Source organism: Streptomyces sp. NPDC020742 (assembly GCF_040641675.1).
Taxonomy (GTDB): domain Bacteria; phylum Actinomycetota; class Actinomycetes; order Streptomycetales; family Streptomycetaceae; genus Streptomyces.
In genome coordinates, this window is record NZ_JBFAEA010000002.1 from 733,220 (window position 1) to 747,451 (window position 14,232).

14 protein-coding genes are annotated in these 14,232 nt (G+C 74.7%); 5 read left to right on the forward strand and 9 right to left on the reverse strand.

Annotation, left to right across the window (positions count from 1 at the left end; genetic code table 11):
* Positions 1-151: 151 nt before the first annotated feature.
* The 3 genes from AB0G84_RS07305 to AB0G84_RS07315 are packed head-to-tail and all read left to right on the forward strand — an operon-like array spanning position 152 to position 3,682.
* The gene (locus AB0G84_RS07305) at positions 152-1,342 is read left to right on the forward strand and encodes a lycopene cyclase family protein (RefSeq protein ID WP_361316671.1); all 1,191 of its coding nucleotides are present in this window, start codon (positions 152-154) and stop codon (positions 1,340-1,342) included.
* A 31-nt stretch (positions 1,343-1,373) separates the two neighbouring features.
* Positions 1,374-2,102, forward strand: a complete 729-nt coding sequence (locus tag AB0G84_RS07310) for a class I SAM-dependent methyltransferase (RefSeq protein WP_361316674.1) — start codon at positions 1,374-1,376, stop codon at positions 2,100-2,102.
* Positions 2,099-3,682: an FAD-dependent oxidoreductase gene (locus AB0G84_RS07315; protein ID WP_361316676.1), complete on the forward strand. Its 1,584-nt coding sequence runs from the start codon at positions 2,099-2,101 to the stop codon at positions 3,680-3,682. The genes AB0G84_RS07310 and AB0G84_RS07315 overlap by 4 nt, the downstream gene beginning before the upstream one ends.
* 2 nt (positions 3,683-3,684) lie before the next feature.
* Here AB0G84_RS07315 and AB0G84_RS07320 read toward each other — a convergent pair whose 3' ends face one another.
* The 7 genes from AB0G84_RS07320 to AB0G84_RS07350 all read right to left on the reverse strand — a co-directional run bounded on the left by AB0G84_RS07320 (position 3,685) and on the right by AB0G84_RS07350 (position 9,855).
* Entirely contained in the window at positions 3,685-4,698 is a 1,014-nt protein-coding gene (locus AB0G84_RS07320) for a DUF5914 domain-containing protein (protein ID WP_361316679.1), read from the reverse strand.
* 15 nt (positions 4,699-4,713) lie between these two features.
* Positions 4,714-5,685 (reverse strand): phytoene/squalene synthase family protein, encoded by a 972-nt coding sequence (locus tag AB0G84_RS07325; protein ID WP_361316681.1) that lies wholly within the window; start codon positions 5,683-5,685, stop codon positions 4,714-4,716.
* On the reverse strand, positions 5,682-7,217 hold the full coding sequence (gene crtI / locus AB0G84_RS07330) for a phytoene desaturase family protein (protein ID WP_361316684.1): 1,536 nt from the start codon (positions 7,215-7,217) through the stop codon (positions 5,682-5,684). The genes AB0G84_RS07325 and crtI overlap by 4 nt, the downstream gene beginning before the upstream one ends.
* A gap of 356 nt (positions 7,218-7,573) precedes the next feature.
* Positions 7,574-7,840 carry a DUF4190 domain-containing protein gene (locus AB0G84_RS07335; protein WP_361316687.1) on the reverse strand — a complete coding sequence of 89 codons (267 nt, stop codon included), beginning with the start codon at positions 7,838-7,840 and terminating at the stop codon, positions 7,574-7,576.
* Complete coding sequence (locus tag AB0G84_RS07340; RefSeq protein WP_361316690.1) at positions 7,837-8,010, reverse strand: hypothetical protein; 174 nt, start codon at positions 8,008-8,010, stop codon at positions 7,837-7,839. Before AB0G84_RS07340 ends, AB0G84_RS07335 begins: the two co-directional genes overlap by 4 nt.
* Positions 8,011-8,256: 246 nt before the next feature.
* Complete coding sequence (locus tag AB0G84_RS07345) at positions 8,257-8,685, reverse strand: hypothetical protein (RefSeq protein WP_361316692.1); 429 nt, start codon at positions 8,683-8,685, stop codon at positions 8,257-8,259.
* A gap of 180 nt (positions 8,686-8,865) precedes the next feature.
* A complete protein-coding gene (locus AB0G84_RS07350; protein ID WP_361316694.1) occupies positions 8,866-9,855 on the reverse strand; it encodes an NADP-dependent oxidoreductase in 990 nt (329 codons plus the stop codon).
* Positions 9,856-10,032: 177 nt separating this feature from the next.
* Between AB0G84_RS07350 and AB0G84_RS07355 the strand changes: the two genes are divergently transcribed.
* Together AB0G84_RS07355 and AB0G84_RS07360 are read left to right on the forward strand one after the other, a co-directional pair.
* Entirely contained in the window at positions 10,033-10,404 is a 372-nt protein-coding gene (locus tag AB0G84_RS07355; protein ID WP_361316697.1) for a helix-turn-helix domain-containing protein, read from the forward strand.
* A 216-nt stretch (positions 10,405-10,620) separates the two neighbouring features.
* Entirely contained in the window at positions 10,621-11,241 is a 621-nt protein-coding gene (locus tag AB0G84_RS07360; RefSeq protein ID WP_361316700.1) for a hypothetical protein, read from the forward strand.
* Between the two features lie 57 nt (positions 11,242-11,298).
* Here the strand turns inward: AB0G84_RS07360 and AB0G84_RS07365 are convergent, their stop codons facing one another.
* Together AB0G84_RS07365 and AB0G84_RS07370 are read right to left on the reverse strand one after the other, a co-directional pair.
* Entirely contained in the window at positions 11,299-12,771 is a 1,473-nt protein-coding gene (locus AB0G84_RS07365; protein ID WP_361316702.1) for an SAV_2336 N-terminal domain-related protein, read from the reverse strand.
* Positions 12,768-14,168 (reverse strand): hypothetical protein, encoded by a 1,401-nt coding sequence (locus AB0G84_RS07370; protein WP_361316704.1) that lies wholly within the window; start codon positions 14,166-14,168, stop codon positions 12,768-12,770. The genes AB0G84_RS07365 and AB0G84_RS07370 overlap by 4 nt, the downstream gene beginning before the upstream one ends.
* Positions 14,169-14,232 lie beyond the last annotated feature (64 nt).

Consider the following 14,232-nt stretch of genomic DNA (forward strand, 5'->3'; position numbering starts at 1 on the left):
CCGCCGGCCACGGTGGGCGACGCAGGCGGGCCGAGCGGATTTCCGCGCGTCGCAGCCACCGCCCCGGCCCCCGCCTGCGGAAGGATCGACAGCGGCGGTCAGCGGACCGGCCGAGGCCCGCCCGGGGCCGGTAGCGGCAGGGAGGACGCGCGTGCGGGACACGGATGTGGTCATCGTCGGCGCAGGGGCGGCCGGGTTGTCGCTCGCCCATCGGCTGTGCGCACCGGACGCCGGGGCCCGGCCGCTCGCCGTGGCGCTGGTCGACGCACCCCCCGGCCCGCACCCGCCGCAGGAGCGCACCTGGTGCTTCTGGGAGGCCCCCGGCGGCGAGTTCGACCAGGCGCTCACCGCGTCCTGGGACCGCCTGCGGGTGTACGGGCCCGGTGGTGCGGAGACGGTGGGTCGGCCCGCGCCCCTGCGGTACAAGATGCTGCGGTCCGGCGACTTCGCCTCCGTCGTCGGCGCCCGGCTGGCCGGGCAGCGCACCGTCATCCGGACCGAAGCCACGGTCGAGTCGGTGCGGGACGTCGCCACCGGCGCGGAGGTACGGGGCCGCGACGCGGCGGGACGGCCGGTCACGCTCCGGGCCCGCTGGGCCTTCGACTCCCGCCCCGGACCCCGGCTCCCGCCCGCCCGCACCACGCTCCGGCAGCACTTCCGTGGCTGGTTCGTCCGCACCCGTCGGCCGGTCTTCGACCCGGCGGTCGCCGACCTGATGGACTTCCGCGTCCCCCAGCCGCCCCACGGCCTCGCCTTCGGCTACGTCCTGCCGCTGACCGACCGCACCGCCCTGGTCGAGTACACCCAGTTCTCCCGCCGCCCCCTGGAGACCGCCGACTACGAGCGGGCGCTGGCCCACTACACCGCCCACGTACGGAAGTTGGGCCCCTTCGACATCACCGCCGTCGAGCAGGGCGCCATCCCGATGACCGACGGCCGCTTCCCCCGGCGGGTGGGGCGCTCGGTGTTCCGCATCGGCACGGCCGGCGGTGCCACCCGCCCCTCGACCGGCTACACCTTCGCCGCGGTGCAGCGCCAGAGCGACGCCATCGCCACCGCGCTCCGCCTCCACCGGCCGCCCCTGCCGCCGCCCGCGCACACCCGGTGGGCGCGGGCGCTGGACGCGGTGCTGCTGCGTGCGCTGGACAGCGGCCGGGTGGACGGCGCCGCGTTCTTCGGCGGACTGTTCGGCGCGGTGCCCATGGAGCGGCTGCTGCGCTTCCTGGACGGCCGCTCCCGGCTCTGGGAGGACCTCACCATCGGGCTGCGCACCCCCGTACTGCCCATGCTCCGTACCGTCGCCGAACTCCCGCTGCTGCCCCGCAGGTCCGCCCCGTGGTGACCGGCCCCCCGACGCTCCCGAGGAGGGCGCCATGACGCTGCTGCACGACACCGACCTGTCCGCCGCCTTCGACCACGCGGCCCGCCGCTACGACCGGCTGACCGCGCTCAACCCCGGCTACCACGCCCACCTCCGCCGCTCCGCCCGCCGGCTGCGGCTGCCGGGGGAGGGCCACGGACTGCGGCTGCTCGACCTCGGCTGCGGGACCGGGGCCTCGACGGCGGCGCTGCTGGCCGCCGCGCCCCGTGCCCGGATCGTCGCCGTCGACGCCTCGGCGGGCATGCTGCGGCGCGCCGCCGCCAAACCGTGGTCGCCGCAGGTCACCTTCGTCCACGCACCGGCGGAGGGACTGGCCGGTGCCGGGGTGACGGGTGGTTTCGACGCCGTCTTCGCCGCCTACCTCTTCCGCAACCTCACCGACCCGGACGGGGTCCTCGCCGCGGTCCGCACGGTGCTCAGGCCCGGCGGGCGGCTGGCCGTCCACGAGTACACACTCTCCGGCCGCCCCGCGCACCGCGCCGTGTGGACCGCGGTGTGCCGGGGCATCGTGCTGCCGGCCGGCCGCCTCGCGGGCGACGGCGGCCTCTACCGGCACCTGTGGCACAGCGTCCTGGCCTTCGACACCGCCCCCGACTTCGCCGACCGTCTGCGACGGGCCGGCTTCCGCCGGGTGCGGGCGCTGCCGCTGCCCGGCTGGCAGACCGGCATCACCCACACCTTCACCGCCACCGCACCCGACGCTCGCCAGGAGGGACCATGACCACCCGGCCCGCCCCGCCCGACCGGCCCGCCCCGCCCGACCGGCCCGCCCCGCGCGGCCGTGACCGCCGCGCCCAACTCGTGCCGGGCCCGACCGGAGCCCACCGGGTCACGGCCGCCGGACGGCCGGAGGCGGCGGTGATCGGTGGCGGTATCGCCGGCCTCGCCGCCGCCACCGCCCTGGCCGAGCGCGGCGTGCGGGTGACGCTGTACGAGCGCGAAGGGGACCTCGGCGGACGGCTGACGGGCTGGCCGGTACGGCTCGCCGACGGCTCGGCGGCGACCATGAGCCGCGGCTTCCACGCCTTCTTCCCCCAGTACTACAACCTCCGCGGGCTGCTGCGCCGGGTCGACCCCGGCCTGGCCGGGCTGCGGCGACTGCCGGACTACCCGCTGCAGCACCGCTCGGGCACCCACGACAGCTTCGCGCGGGTGCCGCGGACCCCGCCCTGGAGCGCGCTGGGCTTCATGGCGCTCAGCCCCACCTTCGCCTGGCGGGACCTGATGCGGATGCGGCCCGGTGCGGCCCTGCCGCTGCTCGACGTACGCGTGCCGCAGATCTACCGGCGGCTCGACCGGACCAGCGCCTGGGACCTGCTCTCCCGCATCCGCTTCCCCGAAGCCGCCCGCCACCTCGCCTTCGAGGTCTTCTCCCGCAGCTTCTTCGCCGACCCGCGCCGGCTGTCCGCCGCCGAGATGGCCCTGATGTTCCACATCTACTTCCTCGGCTCCAGCGAAGGGCTGCTGTTCGACGTCCCCGGCGAACCCTTCCCGCAGGCACTGTGGCACCCCCTCGCCAGGTACCTGGAGGGGCACGGCGTACGGCTGGAGACCGGCACCGAGGTGGAGCGGGTGGCACCCGCGGCGGACGGTGCGGTGCGGGTCAACACGGCGGGCGGGGAGCGGCGCTTCGACGGGGTGGTGCTTGCCGCGGACGTCACCGGGCTGCGCCGGATCGTGGCCGCGTCCGATGCGTTGGAGGACACCGCCTGGCGGGCGCGCATCGCCCGGTTGCGGACCGCGCCGCCCTTCCTGGTGTCCCGGCTGTGGCTGGCACGGCGGGTGGCCGCGCACCGCCCCGGCTTCCTCGGCACCAGTGGCTACGGCACGTTGGACAACGTCAGCGTGCTGGAGCGCTGGGAGGGGGAGGCCGCCCGGTGGTCCGCCCGCACCGGCGGTTCGGTCCTCGAACTGCACGCCTACGCGGTCGCTCCGGGAGCCGACCGGGAGCACCAACAGCGCCGCCTGATCGAGCAGTTGCACACCGTCTACCCCGAGACCCGCGGGGTGCGGATCGTCGACCAGCGCCACGAGTGGCGGGCGGACTGCCCGCTGTTCGCGGTGGGCGGCTACGCCGACCGGCCCACCGTCCGCACCCCCGACCCCCGGGTGGTGGTGGCCGGCGACATGGTGCGCACCCCGCTGCCGGTGGCCCTGATGGAGCGCGCCGCCACCACCGGATTCCTGGCGGCGAACGCGCTGTTGGCGCAGTGGGGGGTACGCGGCCAGACGCTGTGGACCGTACCGGACAAGGGGCGGTGCGCACCGCTGCGCTGGGCGGCCGGGCTCGCCGGCCGCTGACCTCAGCCGGGGAGACGGCCGCTGCGGCGCAGTTCCCAGCGGCGCTCCGCGTACGCCAGATCGTCCCGCCACAGCCGCCCCGCCGCCGCCCGCACCAGCGGGCGCACCAGCGGAGCCGCCGCACGGGCCAGGGCGAACCCCCGGCGGTCGGAGGTCGCCACGACCGCTTCGATCACCGCGGTGCGCGGCCGTCCCCGGTCGTCCGGGGCCAGGGGAGTGGCGTGGGTCTCCACGACCGAACCCCGCCCCTCGCCGTCGGCCAGGTGCATCACCACCGTGCGCGGCTCCGGCGCGGTGAACACCGCCGTCACCGGGACCACGGCGCGCCCGGCGACCTTGAACGAGACCTGGACCGTGAAGGCGTCGGGCGCCTCCCCGCCGGACTCCGACGGCGCCCCGGTCACCCTGAGGTCCACGAACGCATACGGGTGGAACCACGCCCCGTGCCAGGGGTCGAGCCGGTTGGCCACCACGTCCTCCGGCTCGCACGTCCCGACGGCGGTGTGCACGGCGGCGAGGGCGCCCGCCGCCGCGGGCCGCGGCGGGATCACCGGCCGTGGTAGGGGAGTCTCACCGCCGGCCGCGTCCAGTCGCACCCACACCAGCACCCCGTCGTCGTACGCGGGGAACGGCTCCCAGCCGGCGAACGGCCCGCCGTCCAGGGCCAGTCCGTGCCACCGGCAGCGCAGCGTGCCGCAGCGCACCGCACCCTCCGCCAGCGGCGCCCCCAGGTGCGGGCAGGCCCCGGGCCCGGCGACCGGACGGCCGCCCGCATCGCGCCAGGCGACCACCTCGACACCGGCCACCGTCCGGCCGAACGCGCGCCGGGCCCCGATGCCGTCGGACGCACCCAGCACGAACCAGTTGCCCGAGGGGCGGGCCAGTGCCCGCTTGAGGGCACCGTCGATGACGGCGGGCTGGGCCTCGCGCCAGGTGGGGTGCTGTCGCTCCCACCGCTCCGGCCGGCGGCGCAGCCGCAGCGGGATACGGGGACGGGGACGGGCGTCCGGGGACATGGCGTTCTCCTTCGGCTACGGAAGCGGCGTCCGGCAGCGCGGCGCGACGGGGCGTACGGTGCCGTGGCGGGCCGCGACGGCGCGGACCAGCCCGCCCACGGCGGTGGCCGCACGCCGGCGGCGGGAGACCACCGCGCGCCGGTGCAGCACGGCGTACCCGTCGTCGCGCACGGCGTCCAGGATGGCGCCGTAGAGCACGAACGCGGTGCGCATACAGGGGCGCGACACCGGGTCGAGCATGGCCAGCCCGGGTGCCGCCTCCCGGTAGACACCGCGGGTGAGTTCGGCGGCCGCCGCCAGCGCCGCGGGGATCCGGCGGTCCGGGCGGCCGGTGTCCCGGCTCCACTGCAGCAGGGCGCGGTCGACGCCGTGCGCCGCCAGCAGATCGGCGGGCAGGTAGACCCGGCCCCGGTCGAGGTCCTCGCCGACGTCCCGCAGGAAGTTGGTCAACTGGAAGGCCACCCCGAGCGCGGCGGCGTGCGGGGCGGCCTCCTCCTGCGGCACACAGGTGCCCAGCACGGGCAGCATCTGCAGACCGATCACCGCCGCCGAGCCGTGCATATAGCGCTGCAGGTCCGCGTACGTCGGATAGTCCGTCACCACCAGGTCCATCCGCATCGAGGCCATGAAGGCGGCGAAGTGGCCGTGGTCGATGCCGTACGCCGCGGCGGTGTGCGCCACGGCCCGCACGACCGGCTCCGGGCTCGGCCCGCCGCGCAGGCCCTCCTGCAGGCAGCGGTGCAGCGCGTCCAGCGCCCGGGCGCGGTCGGCGGGGCCGGCGTCGGTCCCCAGGTCGTCGACGAGGTCGTCGGCCCAGCGGGCGAAGCCGTAGAGGGCGTGTACGGCCGGCCGCCGGTCCGGGGGCAGCAGGCGGGTGGCGAGGAAGTACGTCTTGCCGTGCCGGGCGTTGAGCCGGCGGCAGTGCGCGTAGGCGGTGCGCAGCCCGGGATCGGCGATGCCCGCCGCGGTCAGCTCGCGGCCGGTCACCTCGGCACAACTCCCCGACGTCTGCGGGACGTTCGGGTGGCGGAACCGGGTGGGCGGAGCCCGGTGACCCGGGCCGCCGCGAGCTTGCCGGAGAGCAGCACTGTCGGGATGCCGACACCGGGGGTGGTGCCGCACCCGGCCAGTACGGCGTTCTCGGTGCCCCGCACCAGGTTGCGCGGACGGAACGGACCGGTCTGTGCGAAGGTGTGCGCGGCCGAGAACGGCGTACCGGCCGCCAGCCCCTGCCCCGCCCAGTCGGCCGGGGTGACCGTGCCGAGGTCCTCGACGGCGGCGTCCAGGCCGGTGAACCCACGGCGCTCCAGCAGCGACAGCAGGCTGTCGCGGTAGTGCGGGCCCAGGGTGTGCCACTCAGCGGCTCCGGGCCCGCGCTCGGTGTTGGGGCAGGGCGCCAGGACGTAGTGCAGATGGCGCCCCGGTGGCGCCAGCTGCGGGTCGGACGCGGTCGGACGGGACACCAGCAGCGAGGGGTCGCTCATCAGCTGCCCGCCGTGGGTGAGTTCCTCGAAGGTCCGCTCCCACGCCCCGCCGAAGGACAGCGTGTGGTGCGCGGTGCCCGGCCAGGTCCGGTCGCTGCCCGCGTGCAGGACCACCGCCGACGGTGCGTGGCGCAGCCGGACCGGCCGCCGCGGCCGGCGGCCGAGCAGTTCGTAGACGGCTGGCAGGTCCGGGGTGAGCACCACCGCGTCGCAGGCGAGGCGTTCGTGCTCGGTGACCACCGCGGTGATCCGGCCGCCGGCGCGCACCAGCCGTGTGACGCGCCGGCCGTAGCGGAAGTCGGCGCCGGCCCCGGCGGCCGCTTCGGCCAGGGCCTGCGGAACGGCGTGCATCCCGCCCCGCGGGAAGTACACCCCGGCCACGGTGTCCATGTACGCGATGACGGCGTAGGCGGCCAGGGCGCGGGCCGGCGGCACCCCGGCGTACAGCGCCTGGAACGAGAAGACCCTGCGCAGCCGGGGGTCGGGCAGGAAGCGTGCGATCCGGCCGTCGAGCCGGTGGAAGCCCCCGAGCGCGGCCAGCCGCACCAGGTCCGGGTGCAGCAGCTGGAGCGGCGAGTCGAAGTTGCGGTCGATGAAGCGGCGGCGCTGCACCGCGTACAGCTGCTGCAGCCAGCGCCGGAGCCGTCGGTAGCCCTGTGCCGCGCGGGCGCCGGCGAACCGTTCGACCTCGGCCTCCATGGCCATCGGCTCGGTGTGCACGTCGAGTTCACTGCCGTCGGCGAACCGGGCCCGGTACGCCGGGTGCAGCTCCTGCAGGGTCAGCCGGTCGGTGAGCCGCTCGCCGACCGCGGCGAACGCCTCGTCGAGCAGGTCCGGCATGGTCAGCACGGTCGGACCGGTGTCGATGCGGTAGCCGTGGCGGTCGATCCGGCCGGCCCGCCCGCCGGGCAGCGCCTCCCGCTCCACCACCGTCACCCGACGGCCCGCGCCCAGCAGATGCAGTGCGGCGGACAGTCCGGACAGGCCGGCACCGACCACCACGACGTGGTCGGTGGGTCCGGCGAGGGCCTTCACCGGACTCCGCCTTCCCCTGCGGCGCGGGGTGCGGTCTGGTCGTGACGGCGCATCGGGCATCCTCTCGTCTCGTCGCCGGCGGAGGGCCCGGCGCACCGCTCCCGGCGCTCGCGGACCCGCCCGTGCCCGGGCACCGCCATGGGAGAAGCCCGGGACGCCGGCCCGAACCACCGGAGCCGGGGCGGGCCTTCACTTGACCACGATCCGCGCCCGAAACCCGGCATCTGCCGCCGGACACACCAGCAAAGCCGCCGGTCGTACGGCACTCCGCAGGGAACGCCGGGCAGCTGCCCGGCGCTGCCCGCGGGACCGGCACCTTCGCCGGTCCCGACGGCAGTCGCGGTGGGGGAGCGGCGTCAGAGGTGCCAGCTGAGCGTTCCGTCGGCCTGGGCCAGGACGACGACCAGGGCGAGGTCGAGCACGCCGAAGCCCAGCCCCAGCCAGGCGCGCAGCCGGCGGATGGTGCCGCGGAACAGGGCGAGCACGCCGAAGAGGACGGCGCACGGGCCGAAGAAGACGTTGAGGACGAGGGTTCCCAACAGGCCGCAGACGAACGCGGCCACGGCCATCCGGTCGGCCTGGGGGTGCGGGCCGGTCTTCACCGGGAGCCAGGTGGAGGTCATCGGCGGGCCTCCTTCATCGTGGCGGCCGTCTTGCGGCGTTCCTTGAGGAAGAACACCGTCAGCCACGCCGCGACGGCGACGCCGCCGACGGCCGTGACGGGCACCGGGACGTGCCCCGCGGTCCCCAAGAGCACACCGAAGAGGAAGAGGGCTACGGCCAGGAAGAGCATGTTGTGCCTTTCCCTGTCGGGGCCGGCACGGCGTACGGCCGGCCTGGACGGGCACCTGCCGCTCCATTGCGGTAGCTTGCACCCCTCCTGGTACCCGCTGTACGCCGCGGTATGGGTGCCGGCCGGTGCGCGCCGCACCGGAGGCCGTTGCACACCGCCCCCTGAAGCCGCGTCAGATGCACGCGCTCCCTGTGACGGCGCCGCCGCCGGGCGGGCCCGGCGGCGGCGTGGGCGGTACCCGCGGGGTTACAGCACCGCGACGGTCTCGCGCTGGGCGTAGCTGAAGCCGTCCTCGTCGAAGTAGAAGAGGGTGACCTTCACCTTGTCGCCCTTGGCGAAGTGCGAACCGACGGCCGGCCGCAGGGTCACCTGCGCCTTGTGGTCGGCGTAGTCGCAGACCAGCTGGTCGATCTTGAGGGTGCCGGCGGCGATCGACTGGTCGTGACCGGGCCGGTCCAGCGTGGTGGCGTTCGCCACCAGCCGGTGGTTCATGCCCTTGTCACAGGAGTACGTGACGTCCGCCCGGAGGCCCGGCTGCTGGAGCGAGACCTTGTTGAGCGTCAGCACGTTGGCCTTGGCGGCCGCCGACGGTGCGGTGGCCAGTGCCCCGGCGCCGACCAGGGCGGTCACGGTCGCGGCAGCCGCGAGGCGGCTCCGCAGACGCATGGTGGTCATGGAGTTGTCCTTCCCCCCTACGCCGTCACCTTGGTCCGGTACCGCGGAGGTTTTTCCGGGTGTGCGGTGACTGCGACAGTTGTTTGGTTTCGCGAGCGATCATACGGGTGGACCGCCGCGGTTGCCGGGGAATCGACGTACCGCCTGCCGCCACCGTGCCGCCGTCGTGCGGGCCGGGCGTCAGGCCCCGTCCGCGTCCTCGCTGACCCGCAGGACGACCTTGCCGCGGGTCCGCCCCTCCTCGCCGCGCCGGTGGGCCTCGGCGGCCCGCTCCAGCGGCGTGACGTCGCTGACCTCCACGCGCAGTTCACCCTTCTCCAGCAGCGCCGCGATACGGCCCAGCGCGGCGCCGTCCGGCTCCACCAGATACGCGCTGGTGCGCAGGCCCATGGCGCGGGCCCGCTCGGCCAGCTCCGGCGCGACACCGGACGGCACGGCGACCAGCAGGCCTCCCGGGCGCAGGGTCGCCAGCGACCGGCTGCTGGTGGCGTCGTGCCCCTCCCCGACGAGGTCCAGGACGACGTCCACGTCCGCGACCTGTTCCTCGAAGCGGCAGGTGGTGTAGTCGATCAGTTCGTCGGCGCCCAGGTCGCGGAGCCAGGCGTGCTTGGCCGCGGAGGCGGTACCGATCACGGTCGCGCCCAGATGCTTGGCGATCTGCACCGCGAAGTGCCCCACCCCGCCCGCCGCGGCGTGGATCAGGACGCGGTCGCCGGGGCGCACCCGGGCGGCGTCCACCAGCGCCTGCCAGGCGGTCAGGGCGGCCAGCGGTACGGCCGCGGCCTCGTCGTGCCCGAGCCCCGCCGGCTTGCGGACGAACTGGCGGGCAGGGGCGGTCACGTACTCGGCGTAAGCGGAAGCGGCCCGCGGGAACCACGGCATGCCGAAGACCTCGTCCCCCACCTCCAGGGTGTGCACGCCGAAGCCGACCGCCTCGACGACCCCGGACACGTCCCAGCCCAGGACGAACGGCGGCTCGCCGAGGACCCCGGCCATGCCGCCACCGGACCGGGTCTTCCAGTCGACGGGGTTCACCCCGGCGGAGCGGACGCGTACCAGCACCTCGGTCGGCAGCGGCTCGGGCCGCGGTACCTCGGCCAGGCGCAGGACCTCCGGGCCGCCGACGGCGTCCTGGACGACGGCTCGCATCACGGGTGTGTCAGTGGACATGCTGAGTGCTCCTCGGGCAGGGGTGGACCGGCGCCGGCCGGACGTACGGGAGACCTCCGCAGGCCGGCCGGGACACCCGGGACGCTATGCCCGGGCACACAGTGACCCGCAAGGGCGCTTACTATCGAATGGGAAGCATGCAGCTCAGAGAGGTGGGAAGCGATGGGAACGCGGTGCGTGACCGGTGATCACGACGAGCATGACGTCTATGCGGCGCTGTGTCCGGGGCGCGAGGTGTTCGACCTGATCGCCAACAAGTGGTCCGCGCTGGCGATCGGTGCCCTGGAAGAGGGGCCCCAGCGGTTCGGCGCCGTACAGCGCCGGTTGCAGGGCGTCAGCCCGAAGGTCCTCACCCAGACCCTCCGCCGCCTCGAGGCCGGCGGATTCGTCGACCGCACCGTCTACCCCGAGGTGCCGCTGCACGTCGAGTACCGCCTCACGGACCTGGGCCACAGCGTGGCTCAGCCGCTCTCCGCCGTCCGCCGCTGGGTCGAGGACAACCTCGACTCCATCCGCCCGCTCGGCGCGGCCGCCGGCCCGGCGGTGTGACCCCGGAGGACCCGGACGTCGGGCCGCACCTCCCCGAGACGGCATGAGGTCTCCCGCGGGGAGTCAATCCGTATGTCAGTAGCGGAGCGTGACGGTCCGTCAGCTCGTCAGCTCGTCGGCTCGTCGTCGCGACGATGCCCTTGTGCCGCGTACTCACCCCCCGGATGAGTACGCGCGCTCAGGAGCGCCGCGGTGGCCGTCCCTACCATGACCGGGATGGAAGCGGAAGCGGAGACCGCCGACGACGCCGGCCGGGCGAACCGGTGGTACGCGGGCTGTACGGCGGCGTTCACCGTCCTCTGCGCCCTGGGCGCGCTGGCGGTGTGGGGGCTGTCCGAGCTGGAGAAGGGGCTCGACGGGTACGGCCAGATCGAGGAGACGGCCGACGGCACGTCCGGGGGAGCGGCCGACCCGCTGGCGCCCGGCGTCACCGCGCACTACGAGGACGGGCTCAGCGTGACCGTCGGCGTGCCGCACCGGGAGCCGGGCGGACCGGCCCACCGCTTCACCCTCACCTATGAGAACGACACCGACGCGACGCTCACGCCCGGTGGGGACTCGGCCGCGGCGAGCGTCTCGGAGTACCAGGCCGCCCCACTCGTCGTCCGGGCCGGGGATCCCCTGGACAGTGGTACGCCCGAGGGCGGCAGCAGCAGTGACTGGCTCAACCGCGACGAAGCGGCACAGCGGCTGATGCGGCCGCTGCGCGCGGGCGAGCGGCGCACCGTGCCGGTGCGGGTGGTGGGGAGCGTCGAGGGCATGGCGGTCACCGTGGCGGTGGCGCCCCCGGACGACGGCTACCGGGAGACGGCGTACTGGAAGGTGACGCTGGACTGAGTACCCCGGACGGTGGTCCGTTGGCGGCGGGGCCCACGGGGAGCCGGCCGGCGGGCCTCAGTCGGCCTCGCGGCGCGCGTCCGCCGCCGCGAACTCCTCGATCTTCGTCTGCAGGAGCTCGGCCGCCTCGCGGTGCGGTGTGGAGCCGCCGGAGAGGGCGCTGAGGACCTCGCACTCGACGCGGAGATAGGGCGGCGCCTGCGGTGTGATCTCGGGAGGCGGGGCGGTGGCGGGGTTCTTGACCCGCTGACTGATCCCCCGGATCGACGGCACATGCGGCCCCAGATACCGGTCGAGGAGCCCGACGACGCGCCGCGTCTTGGCCGATTCCCCCAGTGACAGCAGCTTCTTGCGTACCTCGGGCGCGAAGTCGAACACCACCTGGTCGTGCGGATCGTCCTGCTCCGCAGCGTTCTCAACGGAGATCAGCAGCCCGCTGGTCAGGACGGCCGCCAGGTCGCCGGGGCCGGCGGCGGGCAGCAGCTCGGCGGCGATCAGCTGCATGACATGGCGGTTGAGCGGTGCCGCGGCCAGCAGCACAGCAAGGGTGAAGGCGTTGTCGGACGCCGCAGTGCGGAACTCCGTGATCCGCTGCTCCGGGCTGCGTTCCGCGTCCGGGGCGGAGCCGGGGGCGGGCACCAGGCCCGCCGCCACCGGCACCTCCAGTGCCTGCTGCGGCACCCACCGCCGGGACGTCATCAGCCGCACCCACTGGTCCAGCCACCGCTTGCGAATCTCCAGCACCGGAATCAGCAGGCGCTGCTCGTCCGTCTCCGGGGCGCTGCACCGCGGTGCCACCGGCACGTCGCCCGGCCGCGCCACCTCCAGCTCGCTGTTGGGACATCCCGGCACCAGCGCACGCAGGAGACGGGGCCGGGTGTGGATGCCCGAGAGGCTCCAGTCGTGGTGCGGGAGCACCTGCAGGATCGCCACCGTGTGGTGCTGCGCCCAGGCGCGCAGTTCACGCCAGACCAGCCCGCGCTTCCACGCGGCGCCGACGGCATCGGTGATCACGAACACGGTCTTCCGGCGATGCGGCGGCGCCTCCCGGTCGAGACCGAGTCGGGCCACCTCCTTGCGGTCGACGAGGTCCTCGGCGGTGGTCGAGGACTGGCTGCGCAGCATGACGAGGTGGACGTCGTTGAACAGCGGCAGTTCACAGGCCGACGCCGCGAACGCGTTCACCGTCGGGTACCAGGCGGACATCGACAGACCGGTGTCGGCCACCAGGACCAGCTCCTGCACCTGGGGGTCCGATGCCGGAGGGCTGACCGGCCCCGGCGCCGCGGGTATGGCGTACGCGTCCGCCGCCGGGTGGCGGACGCCGGTGCCCTCCGGCTGCGGCTGGCCCAGCGCCTGGAGCGCGCTGACCGCGGCCTCCGCGGCGGGCAGCGGCAGGGCCGAGGGCCACCCGTCCGGTGCCGGTGCGAAGACCGTCCGGGTGGTGTGCTGCCCGCGGCCGCGGGCGGGCGCGACCGGTGCGGCCGGCGCGGCGGTGATCAGCCATGGTGCGGCCTCGAAGATGCTCACGGTGTGGTGACCTCGTCCGGGGCGACGAGCGGCTTGAGGACCGGCAGCGAACGGTTGGGGTCGTCCCACAGCAGCGTCACCTCGCGCAGCAGCTCCGCCTCGTCGCCCAACGGCCCCGACGACTGGTGGATCTCACCGATCCGGCTGGGCAGATCCTTCAACGGCCCCTGGTGGATGAGGTTCTGCACGGAGTCCCGGAACGACTTCGAGCAGTTCTGACGGTGCCACAGGATCGCCGGCACACCCGAGTGGATGGCCTCCATCAGCTGCCTGCGGCCGTCCTCCACATCGGGCGGTGAGGTGAGGACGAGCGGCTCCCGGGAACGCCGTACCTCGTCCGCGGTGTCACGGCGGCCGGCGCACGGGGGCGTCGACGCGTCCTCCCGCATCAGCAACATCCAGCGCCGGCGCCACGACCTGTGGGAGTCCGGCGACTGCAGCCGGTCGAGGCTGCGCACCAGCACCCGGCAGTCCCACTCGGCGTCCCGCCCGCCGGCCCGCCGGCACCACTCCCACACCGGCTGGTTGACCAACGCCAGCGGCAGCCAGAACTCGACGGTCAGGTCCGCACGCTGGCCGGCGTCCAGGGCGTTCCGCAGCCGGGCCGTCACCGCACGGGAGATGTCCCCGGCCCGCACCCGGGTGTCGTCGTCCCGCAGCGGCGGACCGTCGTAGGCACCTCCTTCGTCGTGCCACACCCGCATCACGTAGTAGTCGTTCTCCAGCCCGTCCGGCATCAGCACGAACATCACCCGGCGGTCGGCGGCATCGGGTAACTGCACCGACGTGGCCCGCGCCCGGCACTCGCGCAGCGACGCCACCAGCCCCGACTCCTTGGCGTGCCGCAGCGTCCAACTGCGGATCTGCTCACCGACGGCCTCGTCGACGGTGGCCGCCAGATACTCCAGGAAGGCCATGAACGGGGGCAGCCCGCTGGGCAGCGCATTGCGCCGCAGCAGATGCAGCAGGATGCTCCAGGCGTGGGTGCAGTGCAGCGGCAGGGGCGTGGCCAGCGGCTGCAGCGCGGCCTGTGCGACGACATGCACATCGTCGGACGACACCTGGTTCAACAGGTCTTCCAGACACAGCAGTTCGGACTCCGGTAGCCAGGAACGCGCCGACCAGCGGTCGCACAGCAGCCGCAACTGCCGGGTGGTCCGGGGATCACCGGTCAACGTCCCCACCGCGTCCGCCAGCGCGTCGGCGCCCTCGGCCAGGGCCGTGCACTCGGCCACGAGTTGGGAGAACTGGTCCAGGGAACGGGTCTGGGTGTCGGGCTCGCTGAGCGGATCGTCCAGGGACTGGGCGAGCATCCGGACCAGCGCCCGCCGCCCCGAATGCGAGGCCAGACGGGGTGAATCGGCCAGGACGTCCACCATCGCGCGTTGCAGCGACAACGGTGCGGCCTCCTCGCGCCCGCTAGCGTCCGGCCGGTCTGCTTCAGCTGCCGCCATGGCCATG

Coding starts and splice junctions, on each gene's coding strand:
- AB0G84_RS07315 (WP_361316676.1), top strand. CDS start 2,099: ATGACCACCCGGCCCGCCCCGCCCGACCGGCCCGCCCCGCCCGACCGG.
- AB0G84_RS07340 (WP_361316690.1), bottom strand. CDS start 8,010: ATGCTCTTCCTGGCCGTAGCCCTCTTCCTCTTCGGTGTGCTCTTGGGG.
- AB0G84_RS07345 (WP_361316692.1), bottom strand. CDS start 8,685: ATGACCACCATGCGTCTGCGGAGCCGCCTCGCGGCTGCCGCGACCGTG.
- AB0G84_RS07320 (WP_361316679.1), bottom strand. CDS start 4,698: ATGTCCCCGGACGCCCGTCCCCGTCCCCGTATCCCGCTGCGGCTGCGC.
- AB0G84_RS07310 (WP_361316674.1), top strand. CDS start 1,374: ATGACGCTGCTGCACGACACCGACCTGTCCGCCGCCTTCGACCACGCG.
- AB0G84_RS07360 (WP_361316700.1), top strand. CDS start 10,621: ATGGAAGCGGAAGCGGAGACCGCCGACGACGCCGGCCGGGCGAACCGG.
- AB0G84_RS07335 (WP_361316687.1), bottom strand. CDS start 7,840: ATGACCTCCACCTGGCTCCCGGTGAAGACCGGCCCGCACCCCCAGGCC.
- AB0G84_RS07350 (WP_361316694.1), bottom strand. CDS start 9,855: ATGTCCACTGACACACCCGTGATGCGAGCCGTCGTCCAGGACGCCGTC.